The sequence below is a fragment of the Herbiconiux moechotypicola genome, assembly GCF_024979255.1.
GTDB classification, from domain to species: Bacteria; Actinomycetota; Actinomycetes; order Actinomycetales; family Microbacteriaceae; genus Herbiconiux; species Herbiconiux moechotypicola.
Genome location: NZ_JANLCN010000009.1, coordinates 1 through 15229 on the forward strand (window position 1 = coordinate 1; position 15229 = coordinate 15229).

Sequence of the window (15229 nt, forward strand, 5' to 3'; positions counted from 1 at the left end):
AAGGCGGCCTCGAAGGCATCCACGAATACCTCTCCACCAAATACACCCTCATCCCCACCACCTGACCCACCCCACCCCCTCCTCATCGAGTGGGCTCAATCAGTCGCCACACCACCCCGAAAGCGACCGATTGAGCCCACTCGATTCTTTGTGTGGGGGTTGACAGGCGGGCGTGGGCCTGGTTGGTTAGTTACATGAGTAATGAACCAATCAAGGGTCGACGTCGTGGATGAGTCACGACCGATCTTCGTTCAGATCGCGGAGCAGATCGAGAACGACATCATCGCGGGCGCGCTGCCCGAGGAGACCCAGGTTCCCTCCACCAACGAGTTCGCCGCGTTCCACCGCATCAACCCCGCGACGGCGGGGAAGGGCGTGAACCTGCTCGTCGATGAGGGGATCCTCTACAAGAAGAGGGGAATAGGCATGTTCGTCGCCGCAGGGGCACGCGACCGTCTGGTCGGCAAGCGCCGCGACCAGTTCAGCGAAGAGTACGTCAGACCGCTCGTCACCGAGGCCGGCAAGCTCGGCATCTCGGAGGCGCAGCTGGTGGAGATGATCAGGAAGGAGGCGCCGCAATGAGCGCCGTTGTCGAGGTCAGGGGCCTCACCAAGAAGTACCGATCGGTCACCGCGGTCGACGAGGTGTCGTTCACCGTCGCCGAGAACACCATCTGCGGCCTCCTGGGCCGCAACGGTGCCGGCAAGACCACGATCATGCAGCTGCTCACCGGGCAGGAGTTCGCCACGGACGGTGAGGTGCGCGTGTTCGGTGAGTCACCGGTGGAGAACGCCTCCGTGCTGCAGCGCACGAGCTTCATCAAGGAGAGCCAGAAGTACCCCGACGACTTCCAGGCCAAGCACGTGTTCGCGAGCGCACCGTGGTTCTTCCCGAACTGGGACGCCGAGTTCGCCGACCGGCTCATCGCCGACTTCCGGCTGCCGCTGAACCGTCGCATCAAGAAGCTCTCCCGCGGCCAGCTCTCCTCCATCGGCGTGATCGTGGGGCTGGCCTCGCGGGCGCCGCTCACCTTCTTCGACGAGCCCTACCTGGGGCTGGATGCGGTGGCGCGGCAGATCTTCTACGACCGCCTCCTCGAGGACTACGGCGAGCATCCGCGCACCGTGCTGCTGTCGACGCACCTGATCGACGAGGTGTCGAACCTGCTCGAGCACGTGCTGCTCATCGACGAGGGCCGCATCATCCTCGACCAGGATGCGGAGAGCCTGCGCGGCTCCGCCACCACGGTCGTCGGCACCCGCCGTGCCGTCGACGCCTTCGTGCAGGGCCGCGAGGTGCTGCACCAGGACCACCTCGGGGGCCTCGCCTCCGTCACCGTCGGGCGGCTCAGCCCCGCCGAGCGCACCGAGGCGGCCGACGCCGGCCTCGAGCTCTCGCCGGTGTCGCTGCAGCAGCTCGTGGTGCAGAAGACCAACGCCAGCCAGAAGGAATTCGAGCACACGTCATGAGCCAGATCGCCTCCGCCTCCGACGCGGGCCTGCCCGCATCCGCCCGTCCGTCCGCCGCCGCACCGCTCGGATTCGGGCACCGCGTGACCGCCGTCGCGCGCCTGCACCTCATCAACCGGCTGAGCGTGTTCGGCGTGCCGTGGATGATCCTCGGATTCATCTTCCTCATCAACCTCGCCATCTGGTGGATCATCTCCACCGCGGGCGGGCCCGACGTCGACATGGGGGAGGTCTCCGACGGCCTCCAGTGGAGCGGCGCGTCGTTCTACATCTTCGTGTACATGATGGTGCTCGCCATCCAGGCGGTCGCACTGACCTTCCCGTTCGCGCTCGGCTACAGCACGACCCGCCGCGACTTCTGGCTGGGCTCCGCGCTGGCCTTCGTGGTGCTCTCCGTGCTCTACGCGGCGGCACTGACGGTGCTCGCCGTGATCGAGGAGGCCACGAACGGATGGGGCTTCGGCGGCCGCATGTTCACGGTGCTGTACTTCGGCGGTGAGGGTGCCCCGTGGTACCTGAGGTTCGGGTTGTTCCTCGCGATCTTCCTGTTCTTCTTCTTCATCGGTGCCGTGATCGCCACCATCTACCAGCGCTGGCGGGTGAACGGGATGCTCGTGTTCTTCGGTGCGCTCGCGCTGCTGCTCGTCGGGTCGGCGGCGCTCGTCACCCTCGCCGAGGCCTGGCCGTCGGTGGGTGCATGGTTCGTGGCGACGGGAGCGACCGGGGTGGTGGCGTGGAGCCTCGTGCCCACGGCGCTCTCGGCACTGCTCGGGTACGTGATCCTGCGGCGGACGACGCCGCGCGGCTGAGCCGGCTGAGCCTCGGCCGAGTCGCCCCCCGAGCGTCAGACCAGCAGCTGGTGCTTCGCGAGATCGCGGTAGAGCGGGGTGGAGACCACGAGCTCGGAGTGCGTGCCCGTGCCGATGACGCGGCCGTGGTCGACGACGACGATCTGATCGGAGTCGACCACGGTCGAGAGCCGGTGGGCGATCACGATGAGGGAGCGGTTCTCGGCCACGGCGTCGATGGCCTCGCGGAGCATCTGCTCGTTGAGGCCGTCGAGCGACGAGGTCGACTCGTCGAGCAGCAGCACCGGGGGAGCGGAGAGCAGGGCGCGCGCGATCGCGAGCCGCTGACGCTCGCCGCCGGAGAGCATGACGCCGTCTTCGCCGACCGCGGCATCAAGACCCTGTTCCGATCGGCCGAGCACCTCGCCGAGGTTCACCTGACCGAGCACCCGCACGCAGTCGGCGTCGGTGGCCTCGGGGGCCGCGAGCAGGAGGTTCTGGCGAATGGTGCCGGCCAGCACCGGGGCGTCCTGCTCCACGTAGCCGATCTGGGAACGGAGCGCCTCGCGGTCGAGCTGCTTCACATCGGTGCCGCCGAAGCGCACCGTGCCCGAGTCGGCGTCGTAGAACCGCTCGATCAGGGCGAGGATGGTGCTCTTGCCGGCACCCGACGGGCCCACGATCGCGGTGCGCTTGCCGCGGCCGGCGGTGAAGCTCACGCCGTGCAGCACGCCTGGTTCGACGGCGGAGGAGGCGGTGTCGGTGTCGGTGCGGGTGCCGGCGGCGCCCTCGGTGTCGGCTGACGCTTCCGCCGCCGTCTCCGCCACCCGATCGGCGGCGTAGGCGAAGTGCACGTCGACGAACTCGACCGCCGGAGCCCCCTGCGCGGCCTCGGCGACCGTCGTGGCGGGAGCGAGCGGCGCGATCGCCCGGTCGTCCTGCCCCTCGACCGGCAGATCGATGATCTCCTGGATGCGCCCCAGCGCCCCCAGAGCCTGGTTCGTCGAGTTGATGGCGCCGAAGGCCTGGCCGAGCGGCATGATCATCATGAACAGGAACAGGATGAAGGACACCAGGCTCGCGATCGTGATGGCTCCCGAGGCCACACGGAACCCGCCGACGCCGAGCACCACGAGGAACGACACCTGCAGCGCGATGCCCGCGATCGGCACCACCAGGGCTGAGATCTTCGCGACCTTCACGCCCATCTCCCAGGCGCCCTGCGCATCCCGGTCGACCGCCGCGATCTCGCGGTCGGTGGCGTTCGAGGCGCGCACCGTGCGCACCGCGCTGATGGAGCGCTCGACGGCGGCGGCGAGGTCGCCGACCTTCTCCTGCTGCTGACGGCTGGCGGTGCGCACCCGGCCCGAGATGAGCACGACCGTCACCACCGAGACGCCGATGACGAGCACCGTGAGCCCGAGCAGCACGGGGTCGATGATGAGCATGGCGATGAGCGCGCCGACGAACACGAGCGAGCCGCCGATGGCGTCGACGAGCCCCTGCGTGATGACCGCGTAGAGCAGCGTGGTGTCGGAGCCGACGCGCGAGACCAGGTCGCCGGTGCGGCGGGTGTCGAACTGGCTGATGGGCAGGCGCAGCATGCGGCGCACCAGCTGGCGACGGGCGGAGAGCACCACGCTCGTGCCCGTGCGCTGCAGCAGGTAGTGCTGGTAGCCGCTGATGACGCCCGAGATGATGACGAGGGCGACCAGTGCCCAGACGAGGGTGCCGAGCGGGTCGCCGGCCTGCACGACGGTGATGACCTGGCTCACGAGCAGCGGCTGCGCGAGGCTCGCCGCGGCGCCCACGATGCTGAGCGCGATCACGACCGCGAGCACGCGCTTGTGCTCGAACAGGAACGGCAGCAGCTGGCTGAAGCGGGCGCGCGGCCCGTCGTCGGGAGTGCGGCGCCCGAAACCGCGCGAGGGGCGGGATGCGGGCGGCCGGGTGGACGACGTGGTGCGGGACGTGGACATGCTCTGCTTTCTGGTGCGGTGCGGAGTCGGGCGGGGCGGTGCGTTCTCGTGCGGGCCTACGAGCGGCCGTACTTCTTGTGGACGGCCTGGCGGGAGACCCCGAGCGCGAGCGCGATCAGCTGCCAGGAGGCGTTGGCGTTGCGCGCGCGGCGCACAGCGACGGCCTCGACGCGATCGAGCTCGCGGCGGAGCCCCGCGACCGCGCGGAGCGCCACGATCGGGTCGTCGCTGCCGGCGTCGTCGGCGAGCGTGTGCACATCCGTGACGTCCATGTGTCAACCGTAGTTGACGCAGAGAGGCCCCGTCAACTCAAGTTGACAGGGCCTCTCTCGGCGCGACGTGGTCAGCTCAGCTGGTTGTCGAAGTCGATGTCGCGGGTCTCCTTGCTGATGTAGAGCGCGCTCAGGGTGATGAGCGCCATCAGCGAGAGGTAGTTGCCCACCAGTGCCGGGCTGCCGTCGGCCGCCTGCCACAGCGCCACGGCGATGAACGGCGCGACCGCCGCCCCGAGGATCGACGACACGTTGTAGCTGATCGCCGACCCGGTGTAGCGAACGTTGGCGGGGAACAGCTCGGGCAGCGTCGACCCCATCGGCCCGAAGGTGAGACCCATCAGCGTGAAGCCGATGATGAGCAGCGCCATCACGCCCACGAAGCCGCCCGCGAACAGCGGCACGAAGAGCAGGCCGAACACGGCGATGCCGACCGTGGTCCAGAACAGCGAGTTGCGGCGGCCGAAGCGCTCCGCGAGCGGGCCCGCCACCAGGGTGAAGATGCCGAAGAACACGCATCCGATCACCAGCATGATGAGGAAGTCGTTTCGGCCGTACCCCAGGCCCGGCACGAAGGTGTCGGCGTTGAACGGCTTGCCCGCCGCCTCGGCCGCCGCCTGCGCCGCCTCGACGCTCGACGCCGTGGTGCCGAAGGTGAGGGTGAACGTGGTCATGAGGTAGAACAGCACGTAGGTGGCCAGCATGATGAAGGTGCCCAGGATGAGCGGGCGCCAGCTGGTCTTGAACACCCGCGCGAGCGGGAGCTTCGCCACCTCGCCCTTCTCCACCACCTTGGTGAATGCGGGCGTCTCGACGAGCTTGAACCGTACGTAGAGGCCGATGATGACGAGCACGGCGCTCGCGAGGAACGGCACCCGCCAGCCCCAGGCGAGGAAGTGCTCGGGGTCGAGCGTGGTGCTCAGGATGAGGAACACCACGTTCGCGATGATGAAGCCGATCGGCGCACCCAGCTGCGGGAAGGTGCCGTAGATGGCCCGGCGGCCCTTCGGCGCGTTCTCGGTGGCCAGGAGCGCCGCGCCCGACCACTCACCGCCGAGCCCGAGGCCCTGGCAGAAGCGGAACAGCACGAGGAGGGCCGGCGCGATGATCTCCCAGCCCGGGGTGAGCGCCGTCGGCAGCGCGCCGATGAGCACCGTCGCGATGCCCATCGTGAGCAGCGAGGCGACCAGGGTGCGCTTGCGGCCGATGCGGTCGCCGAAGTGGCCGAACAGGATGCTGCCGACGGGCCGCGCGACGAATGCCACGCCGAACACCGCGAACGACGCCAGCAGCGCGATGGTGGGGTCGTCGTTCGCGAAGAACAGCGAGGGGAACACGAGCACCGCCGCGGTGGCGTAGACGTAGAAGTCGTAGAACTCGATCGACGTGCCGATGAGGCTCGCGAGGATGACGCGGCCGCGGGAGTTCGCAGGAGCGGGCGAGGAGTTCGCCGAGGGCGCGTCGAGAGTGGTGGAGGACATGACTGTCTTTCAGAAGGGAAACGGAGGGAACAAGAGATCGGCTCGGGGCGGAGAGCGCCGGTCGGGCACTGCGCCGAGGGCACTGCTGGCCGTCTTCGGCGGGGCGAGGTTCGCTCGCGAACAGCCATTTTACGCCTGAATAGGATGGGGGTGGTACAAGCAAGGAGGCCCGAGTGGGTTCGGTCGTGGTGGTGGGTTCGCTGAACATCGATTCCGTGGTGGAGGTGGAACGGCATCCGCGACCGGGGGAGACCCTCATCGGCGGCGATCTCGAGAAGCACTTCGGCGGCAAAGGGGCGAACCAGGCCGTCGCCGCGGCCCGGGCGGGCGCGCGCGTGAGCTTCGTGGGGCGGGTCGGCGACGACGCCGACGGCGACCGCTACCTCGAGCGGCTCGCCGCCTTCGGCATCGACACCGCCCACGTCTCCCGCAGCACGGGCGTGGCGACCGGGCACGCCGCGATCGCGGTGTCGGCCGACGGCGAGAACACGATCATCGTGTCGCCCGGCGCGAACGGGCGGGTCACGGCCGGCGACCTGGCGCCGTTGTCGGCGCTCGGGCCGGGTGACGTGGTGCTGTGCTCGCTCGAGATCGACCCCACCGTGGTGGCCGAGGCGGTGCGCATCGCCGCCGGACGGGGAGCGCGGGCTGTGGTGAATCTGGCGCCCTACGTGGCGCTGCCCGCCGAGGTGCTCGACCTCGCCGATCCGGTGGTGGTGAACGAGCACGAGAACGAGCAGCTCGTCGCAGACGGACTCGCGCCGAGGTCGGTGCTCGTCACCCTCGGAGGAGACGGCTCGCGCTGGGGCGCCGAGGAGGTCGCCGCCGGACGGGTCGACGAGGTGGTCGACACCACCGGGGCGGGCGACTGCTACTGCGGCACGCTCGCGGCGGCGCTCGCCGCGGGGGCGACCGCCGGGGACGCGATGCGCGCCGCGTCGGAGGCGGCGGCCCTCGCCGTCACGTGGGAGGGTGCGCAGCCGGCGGTGTGACCCGCGTCGCGGGCGCTACCCCGCGATCGCGCGCAGCGTGAGCGCGGTCGCGACGGCGGCCTCGGCCGCCTCGCGCCCCTTGTCCTCCTTCGAGCCCGGCAGGCCCGCGCGATCGAGTCCCTGCTGCTCGTCGTCGAGGGTCAGCACGCCGAACCCGACCGGCTTGCCCGTGAGTACGCTCACCTGCGTGAGCCCTGAGGTCGCCGCGTCGGAGACGTACTCGAAGTGCGGCGTGCCGCCCCGGATGATGACGCCGAGCGCCACCACGGCGTCGGCCCCCGCCTCGAGGGCCGCGCGCGAGACGACCGGCAGCTCGAAGCTCCCGGGCACCCGCACCTCGGTGACCGTGACGTTCGACTCCGCGAGCGCGGCCCGTGCGCCCGCGAGCAGTCCCTCGGTGATCTCCGTGTGCCAGGTGCCGGCGACGATGGTGACGGCTAGACCGGTGCCGTCGGGCGCCGTTCCGGGGCGAGGAGCTCCTGCTCCGCTCATGGGGTGTCCTTTCGTGGGGTGACTGCGGTGTGCGTCTCAGTGGCCGGATGCGGGCAGCAGATGCCCGAGCCGGTCGCGTTTGGCGTCGAGGTAGCCGCGGTTGGCCTCGTCGAGGCCGACCACGAGCGGCACCCGCTCGGCCACGTCGACGCCGTGCGCGGCGAGCTGGCTGACCTTGTCGGGGTTGTTGGTGAGCAGACGGATGCTCGTGAAGCCGAGGTCGGTGAGGATCGCCGCCGCCGCGCCGTAGTCGCGCGCATCGATCGGCAGGTCGAGTGCGGCGTTGGCGTCGAGGGTGTCGAGTCCGTCCTCCTGCAGCCGATAGGCGCGGAGCTTGTTCACGAGGCCGATGCCGCGGCCCTCGTGCCCGCGCAGGTACACCACGGCGCCTCCGTGCCTGGCCACGAGGTCGAGCGCCGTGTCGAGCTGCGGCCCGCACTCGCACTTGAGCGACGCGAACGCCTCGCCGGTGAGGCACTCCGAGTGCACCCGCACGAGCGGCGCACCGGCAGGATCGGGCTCGCCCACCAGGGCCACGTGGTCGGCACCGGTCTGCAGGTCGCGGTAGGCGCGCACGCGCAGGGCACCGTGCGTGGTGGGCACCGTGGTCTCGACCTCGAAGCTCACGCGGGGCGCAGCCGCGGTCGTGGCCCCGGCCTGCCCGCCCTGCGCATCCCGCTCGTCGAGCCACTCCGCGAGCAGCCCGATCGTCGTGATCGGCAGACCCTCGGCGGCGGCGACGTGCTGCAGCTCGGGCATGAGCATCGCGGCCCCGTCCTCGGCGATCATCTCCCCGATGACCCCGACCGGGGGCAGTCCCGCGGCCCGCATGAGCTCGACGGCGGCCTCGGTGTGCCCGGCGCGCTCCCGCACCCCGCCGTCCACCGCCCGCACCGGCAGCACGTGCCCCGGCCGGATGAGGGAGGCGGCCGTCGCCGAAGGGTCGGCGAGCACGTTGAGCGTGCGGGCGCGATCGCGCGCACTGATGCCGGTGGTCACGCCGTCCGCCGCGTCGACCGACACCGTGTACGCGGTGCGCCGCGCATCCTGGTTCTCGGTGACCATGGGGGGCAGACCGAGACGGTCCGCCAGCTCGCCGGGCAGGGGAGCGCAGAGGTAGCCCGAGGTGCGGCGCACCATCCACGCGATCCACTCCGGAGTCGCCAGCGCCGCCGAGAGGATGGCGTCGCCCTCGTTCTCGCGGTCGGCGGCATCGGAGACGAGCACCGGCCGCCCGGCGCGCAGCGCGTCGAGCACCTCGTGCATCGGCGAGAAGACGGCGTCGGCGCTCATGACACCGCTCCCACGTCGAGCGGCCTCTCGGCACCGAACGCCACCAGTCGTTGCACGTGACGGGCCAGCACGTCGGTCTCGAGATTCACCCGGTCGCCTGGCGTGAGCGCCCCGAGCGTCGTGGCGGCGAGCGTCTCGGGGATGAGCGACACCTCGAACCAGTGCCCGCCGTCGAGCTCGTCGCCGATGGCCGACACGGTGAGCGAGACACCCGAGACCGAGATGGAACCCTTGTCGACCACGAGCGGCGCCAGATCGGCCGGCAGCTCGACGCGCACCACGTGCCACGACTGGCCGGGCGTCACCGACAGCACGGTGCCGACACCGTCGACGTGCCCCTGCACGATGTGGCCGCCGAGCCGGTCGCCCACCCGCGCCGCGCGCTCGAGGTTCACGCGCTGGCCGCGCACGAGCTCGCCGATCGTGCTCATGCGCAGCGTCTGCGCCATCACGTCGACCGTGAAGCTGTCGGCGGTCTGGTCGATGACGCTGAGGCACACGCCCGAGACGGCGATCGAGTCGCCGTGCTTCGCGTCGCTCACGGCGAGCGGGGCGCGCACGGTGAGCACGGCGGCGTCGGCGGTGCGCTCGAGGGCGAGGACTTCGCCCAGTTCTTCGATGAGTCCGGTGAACATGGTCACTCCTTCAGTGCGATTCGGGTGGGGTGGTGCGGTTCGAGCGGGGAGAGGAAGTCGGGGTGCGCGGGATGCGCGACGACGAGCAGGTCGTCGCCCAGCGGCACGACCTCGTCGACGGCGAGGCGCCGCTGGTCGGAGATGGTGGCGACGCCCAGATCGTTCAGGGCCAACCGCGGCCCGCCGATCAGGGTCGGGGCGAGGTAGACGAGCACCTCGTCGGCGAGCCCTGCGGCGAGGAAGGCGCTCGCCACCGTCGGGCCGCCCTCCACGAACACGCTGCGCACCCCGTCGTCCCAGAGCGAGTCGAGGACGGCCCTGAGATCGCGCCCGTCGAAGCGGCGCAGGGGCACCGGATGCGCGCGGAGCCGGGCGGCCGGCGGCACCTCCCGGCGCCCCAGCACCACCGGTGCGGGCTGGTGCGCGAGCAGACGCTCGCCGTCGCGGGCCGTGAGCTCGGGGTCGTCGGCGAGCACCGTGCCGATGCCGGCCAGCACCACGTCGGCGTCGGCACGGCGCCGGTGCACGTCGGCCCGGGCTGCGGAGCCGGTGATCCAGTGGCTGGATCCGTCGGCCGCCGCCGCACGCCCGTCGAGGCTCTGCGCCCACTTCACGGTGACGAAGGGCCGCCCGTTCCTGGCCGCGGTGAGCCACGGGCGGATAGCGGTCTCGACCTCGGCCGCGCCGACGCCGGGCACGACGTCGATGCCGGCCACGCTCATCCGCTCGGCCCCGCCCCCGGAGAGCACGCCGGGGTCGTGCACGGCGAACACGACGCGGGCGACCCCCGCCTCGATCAGGACGGTGCTGCAGGGGCCGGTGCGCCCGTGGTGGTCGCAGGGCTCGAGGGTGACCACCGCCGTGGCGCCGTGGGCGGCCTCCGGTCCGCGCGCCGCGGTGAGGGCGGCCAGGGCCGCCACCTCGGCGTGAGGGCTCCCGGCACCCTCGTGCCGGCCCTCGGCGAGCACCTCGCCCGACGGGGAGAGCAGCACGCACCCCACCTGCGGGTTCACCCCGGTGCGGGGGCCGCCGAGCGCGAGCTCGAGGGCGCGACCCATCGCGGCCTGCTCGGCGTGTGTGGCACTGCCTGGGGCACTCATCCCGGTCCTCGTCGTCAGACGGTCTCCGGGGGTGCGCTGAAAAAGTGCCGACGACTCCGAGAGGGATTCGCGGAATCGCCCGTGCATCCTCCCATCCGGACTAAGCGAGGATCGACCTCGCCATCACCGTCGGTTCTGGAATTCCACCAGATCAACCGCACCACTGCTTGCGCAGCCGCACGGCTCGCGGACTATGACCGCCGGTTCAGAATCTCACTGACCCCGGAGCACGTGTTTCTTGAATCCAGTTATACATCACGAAACCAGCCCGTGCGCCACTGTGACGGGAAATCTCCGGGCGGCCTCAGCGCGAGGGCGTGCCGGCTGCCGGGAGCGCCAGCCGTGCCGGTGCCCGGCCCACGAGGCCCGACAGCCCCCATCCGGTGACCTTCGCCAGGGCCTCCACGACGATGCCCGTGGACATCTTCGACACACCCTCCTCGCGTTCCACGAAGGTGATGGGGAACTCGCCGATGCGGGCACCGCTGCGCTCGAACAGCCAGGCCAGCTCGATCTGGAAGCAGTAGCCCTGCGAGTTCACCGAGGTGAAGTCGATCGCGCGCAGCGACTCCGCGCGGAAGCCGCGGTAGCCGCTGGTGAGATCGTGCAGGCGCGAGCGCAGCAGGATGCGCGCATAGGCGGTGCCGCTGCGGGAGATGGCCTTGCGGTAGGCCGGCCAGTTCACGATCACGCCGCCGGGGATCCAGCGGGTGCCGATGGCCATGTCGCAGCCCGACTCGAGCAGGGCGGTGAGGCGGGGGAGTTCCTCGGGCTGGTGGGAGCCGTCGGCGTCCATCTCCACGACGAAGTCGTAGTCGCGCTCGAGCGCCCAGGCGAACCCCGCGGCGTAGGCGGCGCCGAGCCCGTTCTTCTCGGTGCGGTGCATCACGTGCAGCCGGGGCTGCTCGGCCGCGAGGCGGTCGGCCAGCGCCCCCGTGCCGTCGGGTGAGTTGTCGTCGACCACGAGCACCTCGACCTGCGGGTCGACGGCAAGGATGCGCGCGGTGATCCCGGCGATGGAACCGATCTCGTTGTACGTCGGGATCACGACGATGGACTTGGCCAAGTGGTGCCTCACTTCTCCGCTGCGGGGGTGCCGCAGGCATGATGGAAAACGTAGCGACGCTTTCTGTTCATTTTCCCCACTTAGGCTCAGCATTCACCGGAAGGATACACAGTGTTCGCATCCTCCCCGTTGATGTCAGAAACGGTAGATCACCCATGAGCAATACTTCCCCGCTGCGCGCCCGGATGCGCATTCTCGCAACGGAATTCATCCGTTTCGGGCTGGTCGGCGGGGTGGGTTTCGTGGTCGACGTGGGAGTGTTCAATCTCTTGCGTACCACCATCATGGACCCTGGGCAGATGCACGGCGGACCGGTGATCGCCAAGCTCATCTCCACCACCCTCGCCATCCTCGTCAATTGGCTCGGCAACCGGTACTGGACCTTCCGTGAGCGTCGGCGTGCCGACGTGCTCCGCGAGAGCGTGGAGTTCTTCGCCGTGAGCATCGCGGGCATGGGGATCGGGCTGGCCTGCCTGTGGTTCTCCCACTACGTGCTGGGCTTCCGGTCGCTCCTGGCCGACAACATCTCGGGCAACGTCATCGGGCTGGTGCTCGGTGCCGTCTTCCGGTTCGTGCTCTACCGGGTGTGGGTGTTCAGCGAGAAGCGGCAGGGCGTGCGGATGGGCCGGTCTACCCTGGAGGCGTGAGCATCCGGCCGTCCGACCCCGCGCATCCGCGCTGGAGACGGTTCGGTGCGGCGGCGGCCGCCCCCGTGCGCACCTTCCTCTCCACGAAGCGGGCACCGCTTCTGCAGGTTCTGAAGACCGCGGCGGCGGCGGTGCTGGCCTGGGTCGCCTGCTCGCTGGTCGACCCCGCGCAGATCCCCGTCTTCGGGGCGATCGCGGCCATCATCGTGGTGCAGCCGAGCGTCAACCAGTCGTTCAGCCGGGCCCTCGAGCGCTCGATCGGCGTGGTGGTCGGAGTGATCGTCGCCTTCCTCGTGACCCTCGTGTTCGGGGCGCCGAGCTGGCTCATCCTCGTGGCGATCGTCGTGTCGCTGCTCGTCGGGTGGGTGCTGAGGTTCCCGGCATCGTCGCTCATCCAGATCCCCATCAGCGCCATGCTCGTGCTCTCGATCGGGGCGGCGACGCCGGGGTATGCCGTCGCGCGCATCTTCGAGACCGTGATCGGCGCGGTGATCGGTGTCATCATCAACTGGCTCATCGTTCCTCCGCTGGCCACCACACCGGCGCGCGAGGCGGTCGAACGGCTGGGGCACGAGGTGGCCGCGACGATGGACGGGCTGGCGATCGTGCTGAGCCGCTCCACCGACGCGGCCTTCCGGGCCCAGACCCTGGTGGAGGCCCGACTGCTGCGGCCGATGCAGGCCAAGGCCCAGGCGGCGATCGACACCGCGGAGGAGAGTCTGCGGTTCAACCCGCGACGCTCAGGAAGCCGGGAGCGGCTGCGCGACGACGCGGCGCTGCTCACGATGCTCGGGATCGTCGTGTCACGTGTGCTCGGGATGGCGCGGGCGCTGAACGACCACTTCGACGAGACCCTGCACGAGGAGCCCACCGCGAAGGCCATCGGCGAGGAGCTGCGGCGGGCGGCGCACGACCTCCGCCTCGTGATCGACCAGAGCGGACTCCCCGAGGGTGAGGCCGAGACGCTGGGGCACGAGGAGCCGCTGCTCACCGCACCCCTGCAGGCCATCGTGCCCGACCCGGCGCACTGGATCCTCATCGGATCGCTGCTCGAAGACCTCCGGCGCGTGCGCGAGGAGATCGTGGGAGCGGTGCCGCCTCCGGCGCCACCCGCTCCGCCCGGCGGTCAGCGGGCGGGGCGGAGGAAGCCCACGCGGTCGTAGACCGTGTCGAGCGTGGCCTGGGCCACCTCGTCGGCGCGGGCGGCGTTGATGGCCAGGATGCGGTCGAGTTCGGCCGGGTCGTCGAGCAGTTCGAGGGTGCGGGCCCGGATGGGCCCCACCACGTCGATCACGACGGCCGCGAGGGCCTTCTTGAGCGTGCCGTAGCCGCCGCCCGCGAACTCCTCCACGACCGAGTCGACCGTGCGCCCGGTGAGCACCGCGAAGAGGGTGAGCAGGTTCGCCAGACCGGGCTTGTTCTCGCGGTCGAGGCGCACCTCGCCGTCGGCGTCGGTGACTGCGCGCATGATCTTCTTCTCGGTGACCTTCGGCTCGTCGAGCAGCCACACGATGCCGGCCGGCGACTCCGACGACTTCGACATCTTCGCCGTGGGGTTCTGCAGATCGTAGATCTTCGCGGTGTCTGTGAGGATGTAGGCATTCGGCACCGTGAAGGTGTCGCCGAAGCGGGAGTTGAAGCGGTTGGCCAGGTCGCGGGTGAGCTCGATGTGCTGCCGCTGGTCTTCGCCCACCGGTACATCGGCCGCCTGGTAGAGCAGGATGTCGCCCGCCTGGAGGATCGGATAGGTGAACAGGCCGACCGAGGCCGAGTCCTGGCCCTGCTTGGCCGACTTGTCTTTGAACTGGGTCATGCGCGACGCCTCGCCGAACCCGGTGATGGTGTTGAGCACCCAGGCGAGCTCGGCGTGGGCCGGCACGTGCGACTGCACGAACAGCGTGGAGGCCGAGGGGTCGATGCCGGCCGCGATGTACTGCGCCATGGTGCGGCGGGTGTTCTCGCGCAGGCGCTCAGGCTCTTGCGGGACCGTGATGGCGTGCAGGTCGGCGAGGAAGAAGAAGGCGTCGTGGGTCTGCTGCAACTCTTTCCAGCTGAGCAGGGCGCCGATGTAGTTGCCGAGATGGAGCGAGTCGGCGGAGGGCTGCATGCCGGAGAGCAGGCGGGGCTTGGGGGTGTCGTTCATGGTCTGCCTGGGAGTGGGTGAGCGGTTCAGAGGGCGTAGTCGACGACGACGGGGGAGTGGTCGCTCCACCGTTCGGCGTGCGACGGGGCCCGGTCGACACTGTAGCCGGTGGCCGTGGCGGCGAGTTCGGCGGTGGCGAGCTGATAGTCGATGCGCCAGCCGGTGTCGTTGTCGAAGGCTCGGCCGCGTTGCGACCACCAGGTGTAGGGCCCGTCGACCTCGCCGGCGAACCTGCGGCCCAGGTCGACCCAGCCCAGACCGGCGCCGGCGTTGTAGTCGGGGTCGCCCTCGGCGCCGAGGAACCGGTCGAAGTAGGCCCGCTCGCCGGGCAGGAACCCGGCGCGCTTGACGTTGCCCTTCCAGTTGCGGATGTCGAGGGTGCGGTGGCCGACGTTGAGATCGCCCACCACCACCGCGAGCGGGTTGTGCTCGTGCAGCAGGGGGAGGCGCTCGACCATCGCGTCGAGGAACTTGTACTTCTCCACCTGTTTCGGGGTGTCGGCCTCGCCGGAATGCACGTACGTGGAGACTACCGTGACGACGGAGTCTCCCCACTGGAAGTCGGCCTCTAGCCAGCGCCCCGCGCTGTCGAACTCGTCGGGGCCGAAGGCGACGCGGTGGATGGTGGCGGGCTCGCGGCTGGCGATGGCCACCCCGGCGCGGCCCTTCGCCGTGGCGGCGTCGTGCAGGATGCTCCATTCGGCGCCCAGCAGCTTCTCGAGGTCGGCCGTCTCGGCGCGCACCTCTTGCAGGGCGAGGATGTCGACGCCGCGCCCCTCGAGCCACGCGCCCATGCCGTTGCGGAAGGCGGCGCGCACGCCGTTCACGTTCACCGAGGCGAGTCTGAGGGGCTTGGAAGGCATGCCTCCAGC

General features: G+C 70.3%; 16 protein-coding genes and 1 riboswitch. Of the genes, 6 read left to right on the forward strand and 10 right to left on the reverse strand.

From position 1 onward, the window contains the following. The first annotated feature begins 201 nt into the window (after positions 1-201). Genes N1031_RS14160 through N1031_RS14170 form a run of 3 tightly spaced genes read left to right on the forward strand, consistent with a single transcriptional unit; the run spans position 202 to position 2278 of the window. The gene (locus tag N1031_RS14160) at positions 202-582 is read left to right on the forward strand and encodes a GntR family transcriptional regulator (protein WP_259480346.1); all 381 of its coding nucleotides are present in this window, start codon (positions 202-204) and stop codon (positions 580-582) included. Beyond that, positions 579-1469, forward strand: coding sequence for an ABC transporter ATP-binding protein (locus N1031_RS14165; RefSeq protein WP_259480347.1), 891 nt, complete (start codon positions 579-581; stop codon positions 1467-1469). The genes N1031_RS14160 and N1031_RS14165 overlap by 4 nt, the downstream gene beginning before the upstream one ends. Beyond that, on the forward strand, positions 1466-2278 hold the full coding sequence (locus N1031_RS14170) for a hypothetical protein (protein ID WP_259480348.1): 813 nt from the start codon (positions 1466-1468) through the stop codon (positions 2276-2278). The genes N1031_RS14165 and N1031_RS14170 overlap by 4 nt, the downstream gene beginning before the upstream one ends. Before the next feature lie 35 nt (positions 2279-2313). Here the strand turns inward: N1031_RS14170 and N1031_RS14175 are convergent, their stop codons facing one another. From N1031_RS14175 to N1031_RS14185, 3 genes are all read right to left on the reverse strand, one after another. Then, positions 2314-4236, reverse strand: coding sequence for an ABC transporter ATP-binding protein (locus N1031_RS14175; RefSeq protein WP_259480349.1), 1923 nt, complete (start codon positions 4234-4236; stop codon positions 2314-2316). Between the two features lie 56 nt (positions 4237-4292). Further along, entirely contained in the window at positions 4293-4508 is a 216-nt protein-coding gene (locus tag N1031_RS14180; protein WP_259480350.1) for a hypothetical protein, read from the reverse strand. Positions 4509-4579: 71 nt separating this feature from the next. Continuing rightward, positions 4580-5989, reverse strand: a complete 1410-nt coding sequence (locus N1031_RS14185) for an MFS transporter (protein ID WP_259480351.1) — start codon at positions 5987-5989, stop codon at positions 4580-4582. Between the two features lie 173 nt (positions 5990-6162). Between N1031_RS14185 and N1031_RS14190 the strand changes: the two genes are divergently transcribed. Beyond that, complete coding sequence (locus N1031_RS14190) at positions 6163-6981, forward strand: ribokinase (protein ID WP_259480352.1); 819 nt, start codon at positions 6163-6165, stop codon at positions 6979-6981. 15 nt (positions 6982-6996) lie between these two features. Here the strand turns inward: N1031_RS14190 and ribH are convergent, their stop codons facing one another. The 5 genes from ribH to N1031_RS14215 all read right to left on the reverse strand — a co-directional run bounded on the left by ribH (position 6997) and on the right by N1031_RS14215 (position 11567). Further along, positions 6997-7473 carry a 6,7-dimethyl-8-ribityllumazine synthase gene (gene ribH, locus N1031_RS14195; RefSeq protein ID WP_259480353.1) on the reverse strand — a complete coding sequence of 159 codons (477 nt, stop codon included), beginning with the start codon at positions 7471-7473 and terminating at the stop codon, positions 6997-6999. A gap of 36 nt (positions 7474-7509) precedes the next feature. Then, on the reverse strand, positions 7510-8766 hold the full coding sequence (ribA, locus tag N1031_RS14200; RefSeq protein ID WP_259480354.1) for a GTP cyclohydrolase II: 1257 nt from the start codon (positions 8764-8766) through the stop codon (positions 7510-7512). Then, on the reverse strand, positions 8763-9401 hold the full coding sequence (locus N1031_RS14205; RefSeq protein WP_259480355.1) for a riboflavin synthase: 639 nt from the start codon (positions 9399-9401) through the stop codon (positions 8763-8765). The genes ribA and N1031_RS14205 overlap by 4 nt, the downstream gene beginning before the upstream one ends. A 2-nt stretch (positions 9402-9403) precedes the next feature. Beyond that, positions 9404-10501, reverse strand: coding sequence for a bifunctional diaminohydroxyphosphoribosylaminopyrimidine deaminase/5-amino-6-(5-phosphoribosylamino)uracil reductase RibD (ribD, locus tag N1031_RS14210; protein ID WP_259480356.1), 1098 nt, complete (start codon positions 10499-10501; stop codon positions 9404-9406). A 78-nt stretch (positions 10502-10579) separates the two neighbouring features. After that, a riboswitch (FMN riboswitch) is annotated at positions 10580-10735 on the reverse strand. 70 nt (positions 10736-10805) lie between these two features. Beyond that, entirely contained in the window at positions 10806-11567 is a 762-nt protein-coding gene (locus N1031_RS14215) for a polyprenol monophosphomannose synthase (RefSeq protein ID WP_259480357.1), read from the reverse strand. A 155-nt stretch (positions 11568-11722) separates the two neighbouring features. Between N1031_RS14215 and N1031_RS14220 the strand changes: the two genes are divergently transcribed. Continuing rightward, the gene (locus N1031_RS14220) at positions 11723-12214 is read left to right on the forward strand and encodes a GtrA family protein (RefSeq protein ID WP_259480358.1); all 492 of its coding nucleotides are present in this window, start codon (positions 11723-11725) and stop codon (positions 12212-12214) included. Then, positions 12211-13377, forward strand: a complete 1167-nt coding sequence (locus tag N1031_RS14225; RefSeq protein WP_259480359.1) for an FUSC family protein — start codon at positions 12211-12213, stop codon at positions 13375-13377. Before N1031_RS14220 ends, N1031_RS14225 begins: the two co-directional genes overlap by 4 nt. Here N1031_RS14225 and trpS read toward each other — a convergent pair. Both trpS and N1031_RS14235 read right to left on the reverse strand, forming a co-directional pair. Next, positions 13341-14357 (reverse strand): tryptophan--tRNA ligase, encoded by a 1017-nt coding sequence (gene trpS, locus N1031_RS14230; RefSeq protein ID WP_259480360.1) that lies wholly within the window; start codon positions 14355-14357, stop codon positions 13341-13343. The two genes, N1031_RS14225 and trpS, sit on opposite strands and share 37 nt — an antisense overlap. Positions 14358-14383: 26 nt before the next feature. After that, positions 14384-15220 (reverse strand): exodeoxyribonuclease III, encoded by an 837-nt coding sequence (locus tag N1031_RS14235; protein WP_259480361.1) that lies wholly within the window; start codon positions 15218-15220, stop codon positions 14384-14386. Positions 15221-15229: the final 9 nt, after the last annotated feature.

What these genes read in the sequence shown, in the direction of transcription:
- ribD (WP_259480356.1), bottom strand. Translation starts at nt 10,501, where the DNA reads ATGAGTGCCCCAGGCAGTGCCACACACGCCGAGCAGGCCGCGATGGGT.
- N1031_RS14235 (WP_259480361.1), bottom strand. Translation starts at nt 15,220, where the DNA reads ATGCCTTCCAAGCCCCTCAGACTCGCCTCGGTGAACGTGAACGGCGTG.
- N1031_RS14205 (WP_259480355.1), bottom strand. Translation starts at nt 9,401, where the DNA reads ATGTTCACCGGACTCATCGAAGAACTGGGCGAAGTCCTCGCCCTCGAG.
- N1031_RS14165 (WP_259480347.1), top strand. Translation starts at nt 579, where the DNA reads ATGAGCGCCGTTGTCGAGGTCAGGGGCCTCACCAAGAAGTACCGATCG.
- ribA (WP_259480354.1), bottom strand. Translation starts at nt 8,766, where the DNA reads ATGAGCGCCGACGCCGTCTTCTCGCCGATGCACGAGGTGCTCGACGCG.
- N1031_RS14180 (WP_259480350.1), bottom strand. Translation starts at nt 4,508, where the DNA reads ATGGACGTCACGGATGTGCACACGCTCGCCGACGACGCCGGCAGCGAC.
- trpS (WP_259480360.1), bottom strand. Translation starts at nt 14,357, where the DNA reads ATGAACGACACCCCCAAGCCCCGCCTGCTCTCCGGCATGCAGCCCTCC.
- N1031_RS14175 (WP_259480349.1), bottom strand. Translation starts at nt 4,236, where the DNA reads ATGTCCACGTCCCGCACCACGTCGTCCACCCGGCCGCCCGCATCCCGC.
- N1031_RS14170 (WP_259480348.1), top strand. Translation starts at nt 1,466, where the DNA reads ATGAGCCAGATCGCCTCCGCCTCCGACGCGGGCCTGCCCGCATCCGCC.
- ribH (WP_259480353.1), bottom strand. Translation starts at nt 7,473, where the DNA reads ATGAGCGGAGCAGGAGCTCCTCGCCCCGGAACGGCGCCCGACGGCACC.
- N1031_RS14185 (WP_259480351.1), bottom strand. Translation starts at nt 5,989, where the DNA reads ATGTCCTCCACCACTCTCGACGCGCCCTCGGCGAACTCCTCGCCCGCT.
- N1031_RS14160 (WP_259480346.1), top strand. Translation starts at nt 202, where the DNA reads ATGAACCAATCAAGGGTCGACGTCGTGGATGAGTCACGACCGATCTTC.
- N1031_RS14220 (WP_259480358.1), top strand. Translation starts at nt 11,723, where the DNA reads ATGAGCAATACTTCCCCGCTGCGCGCCCGGATGCGCATTCTCGCAACG.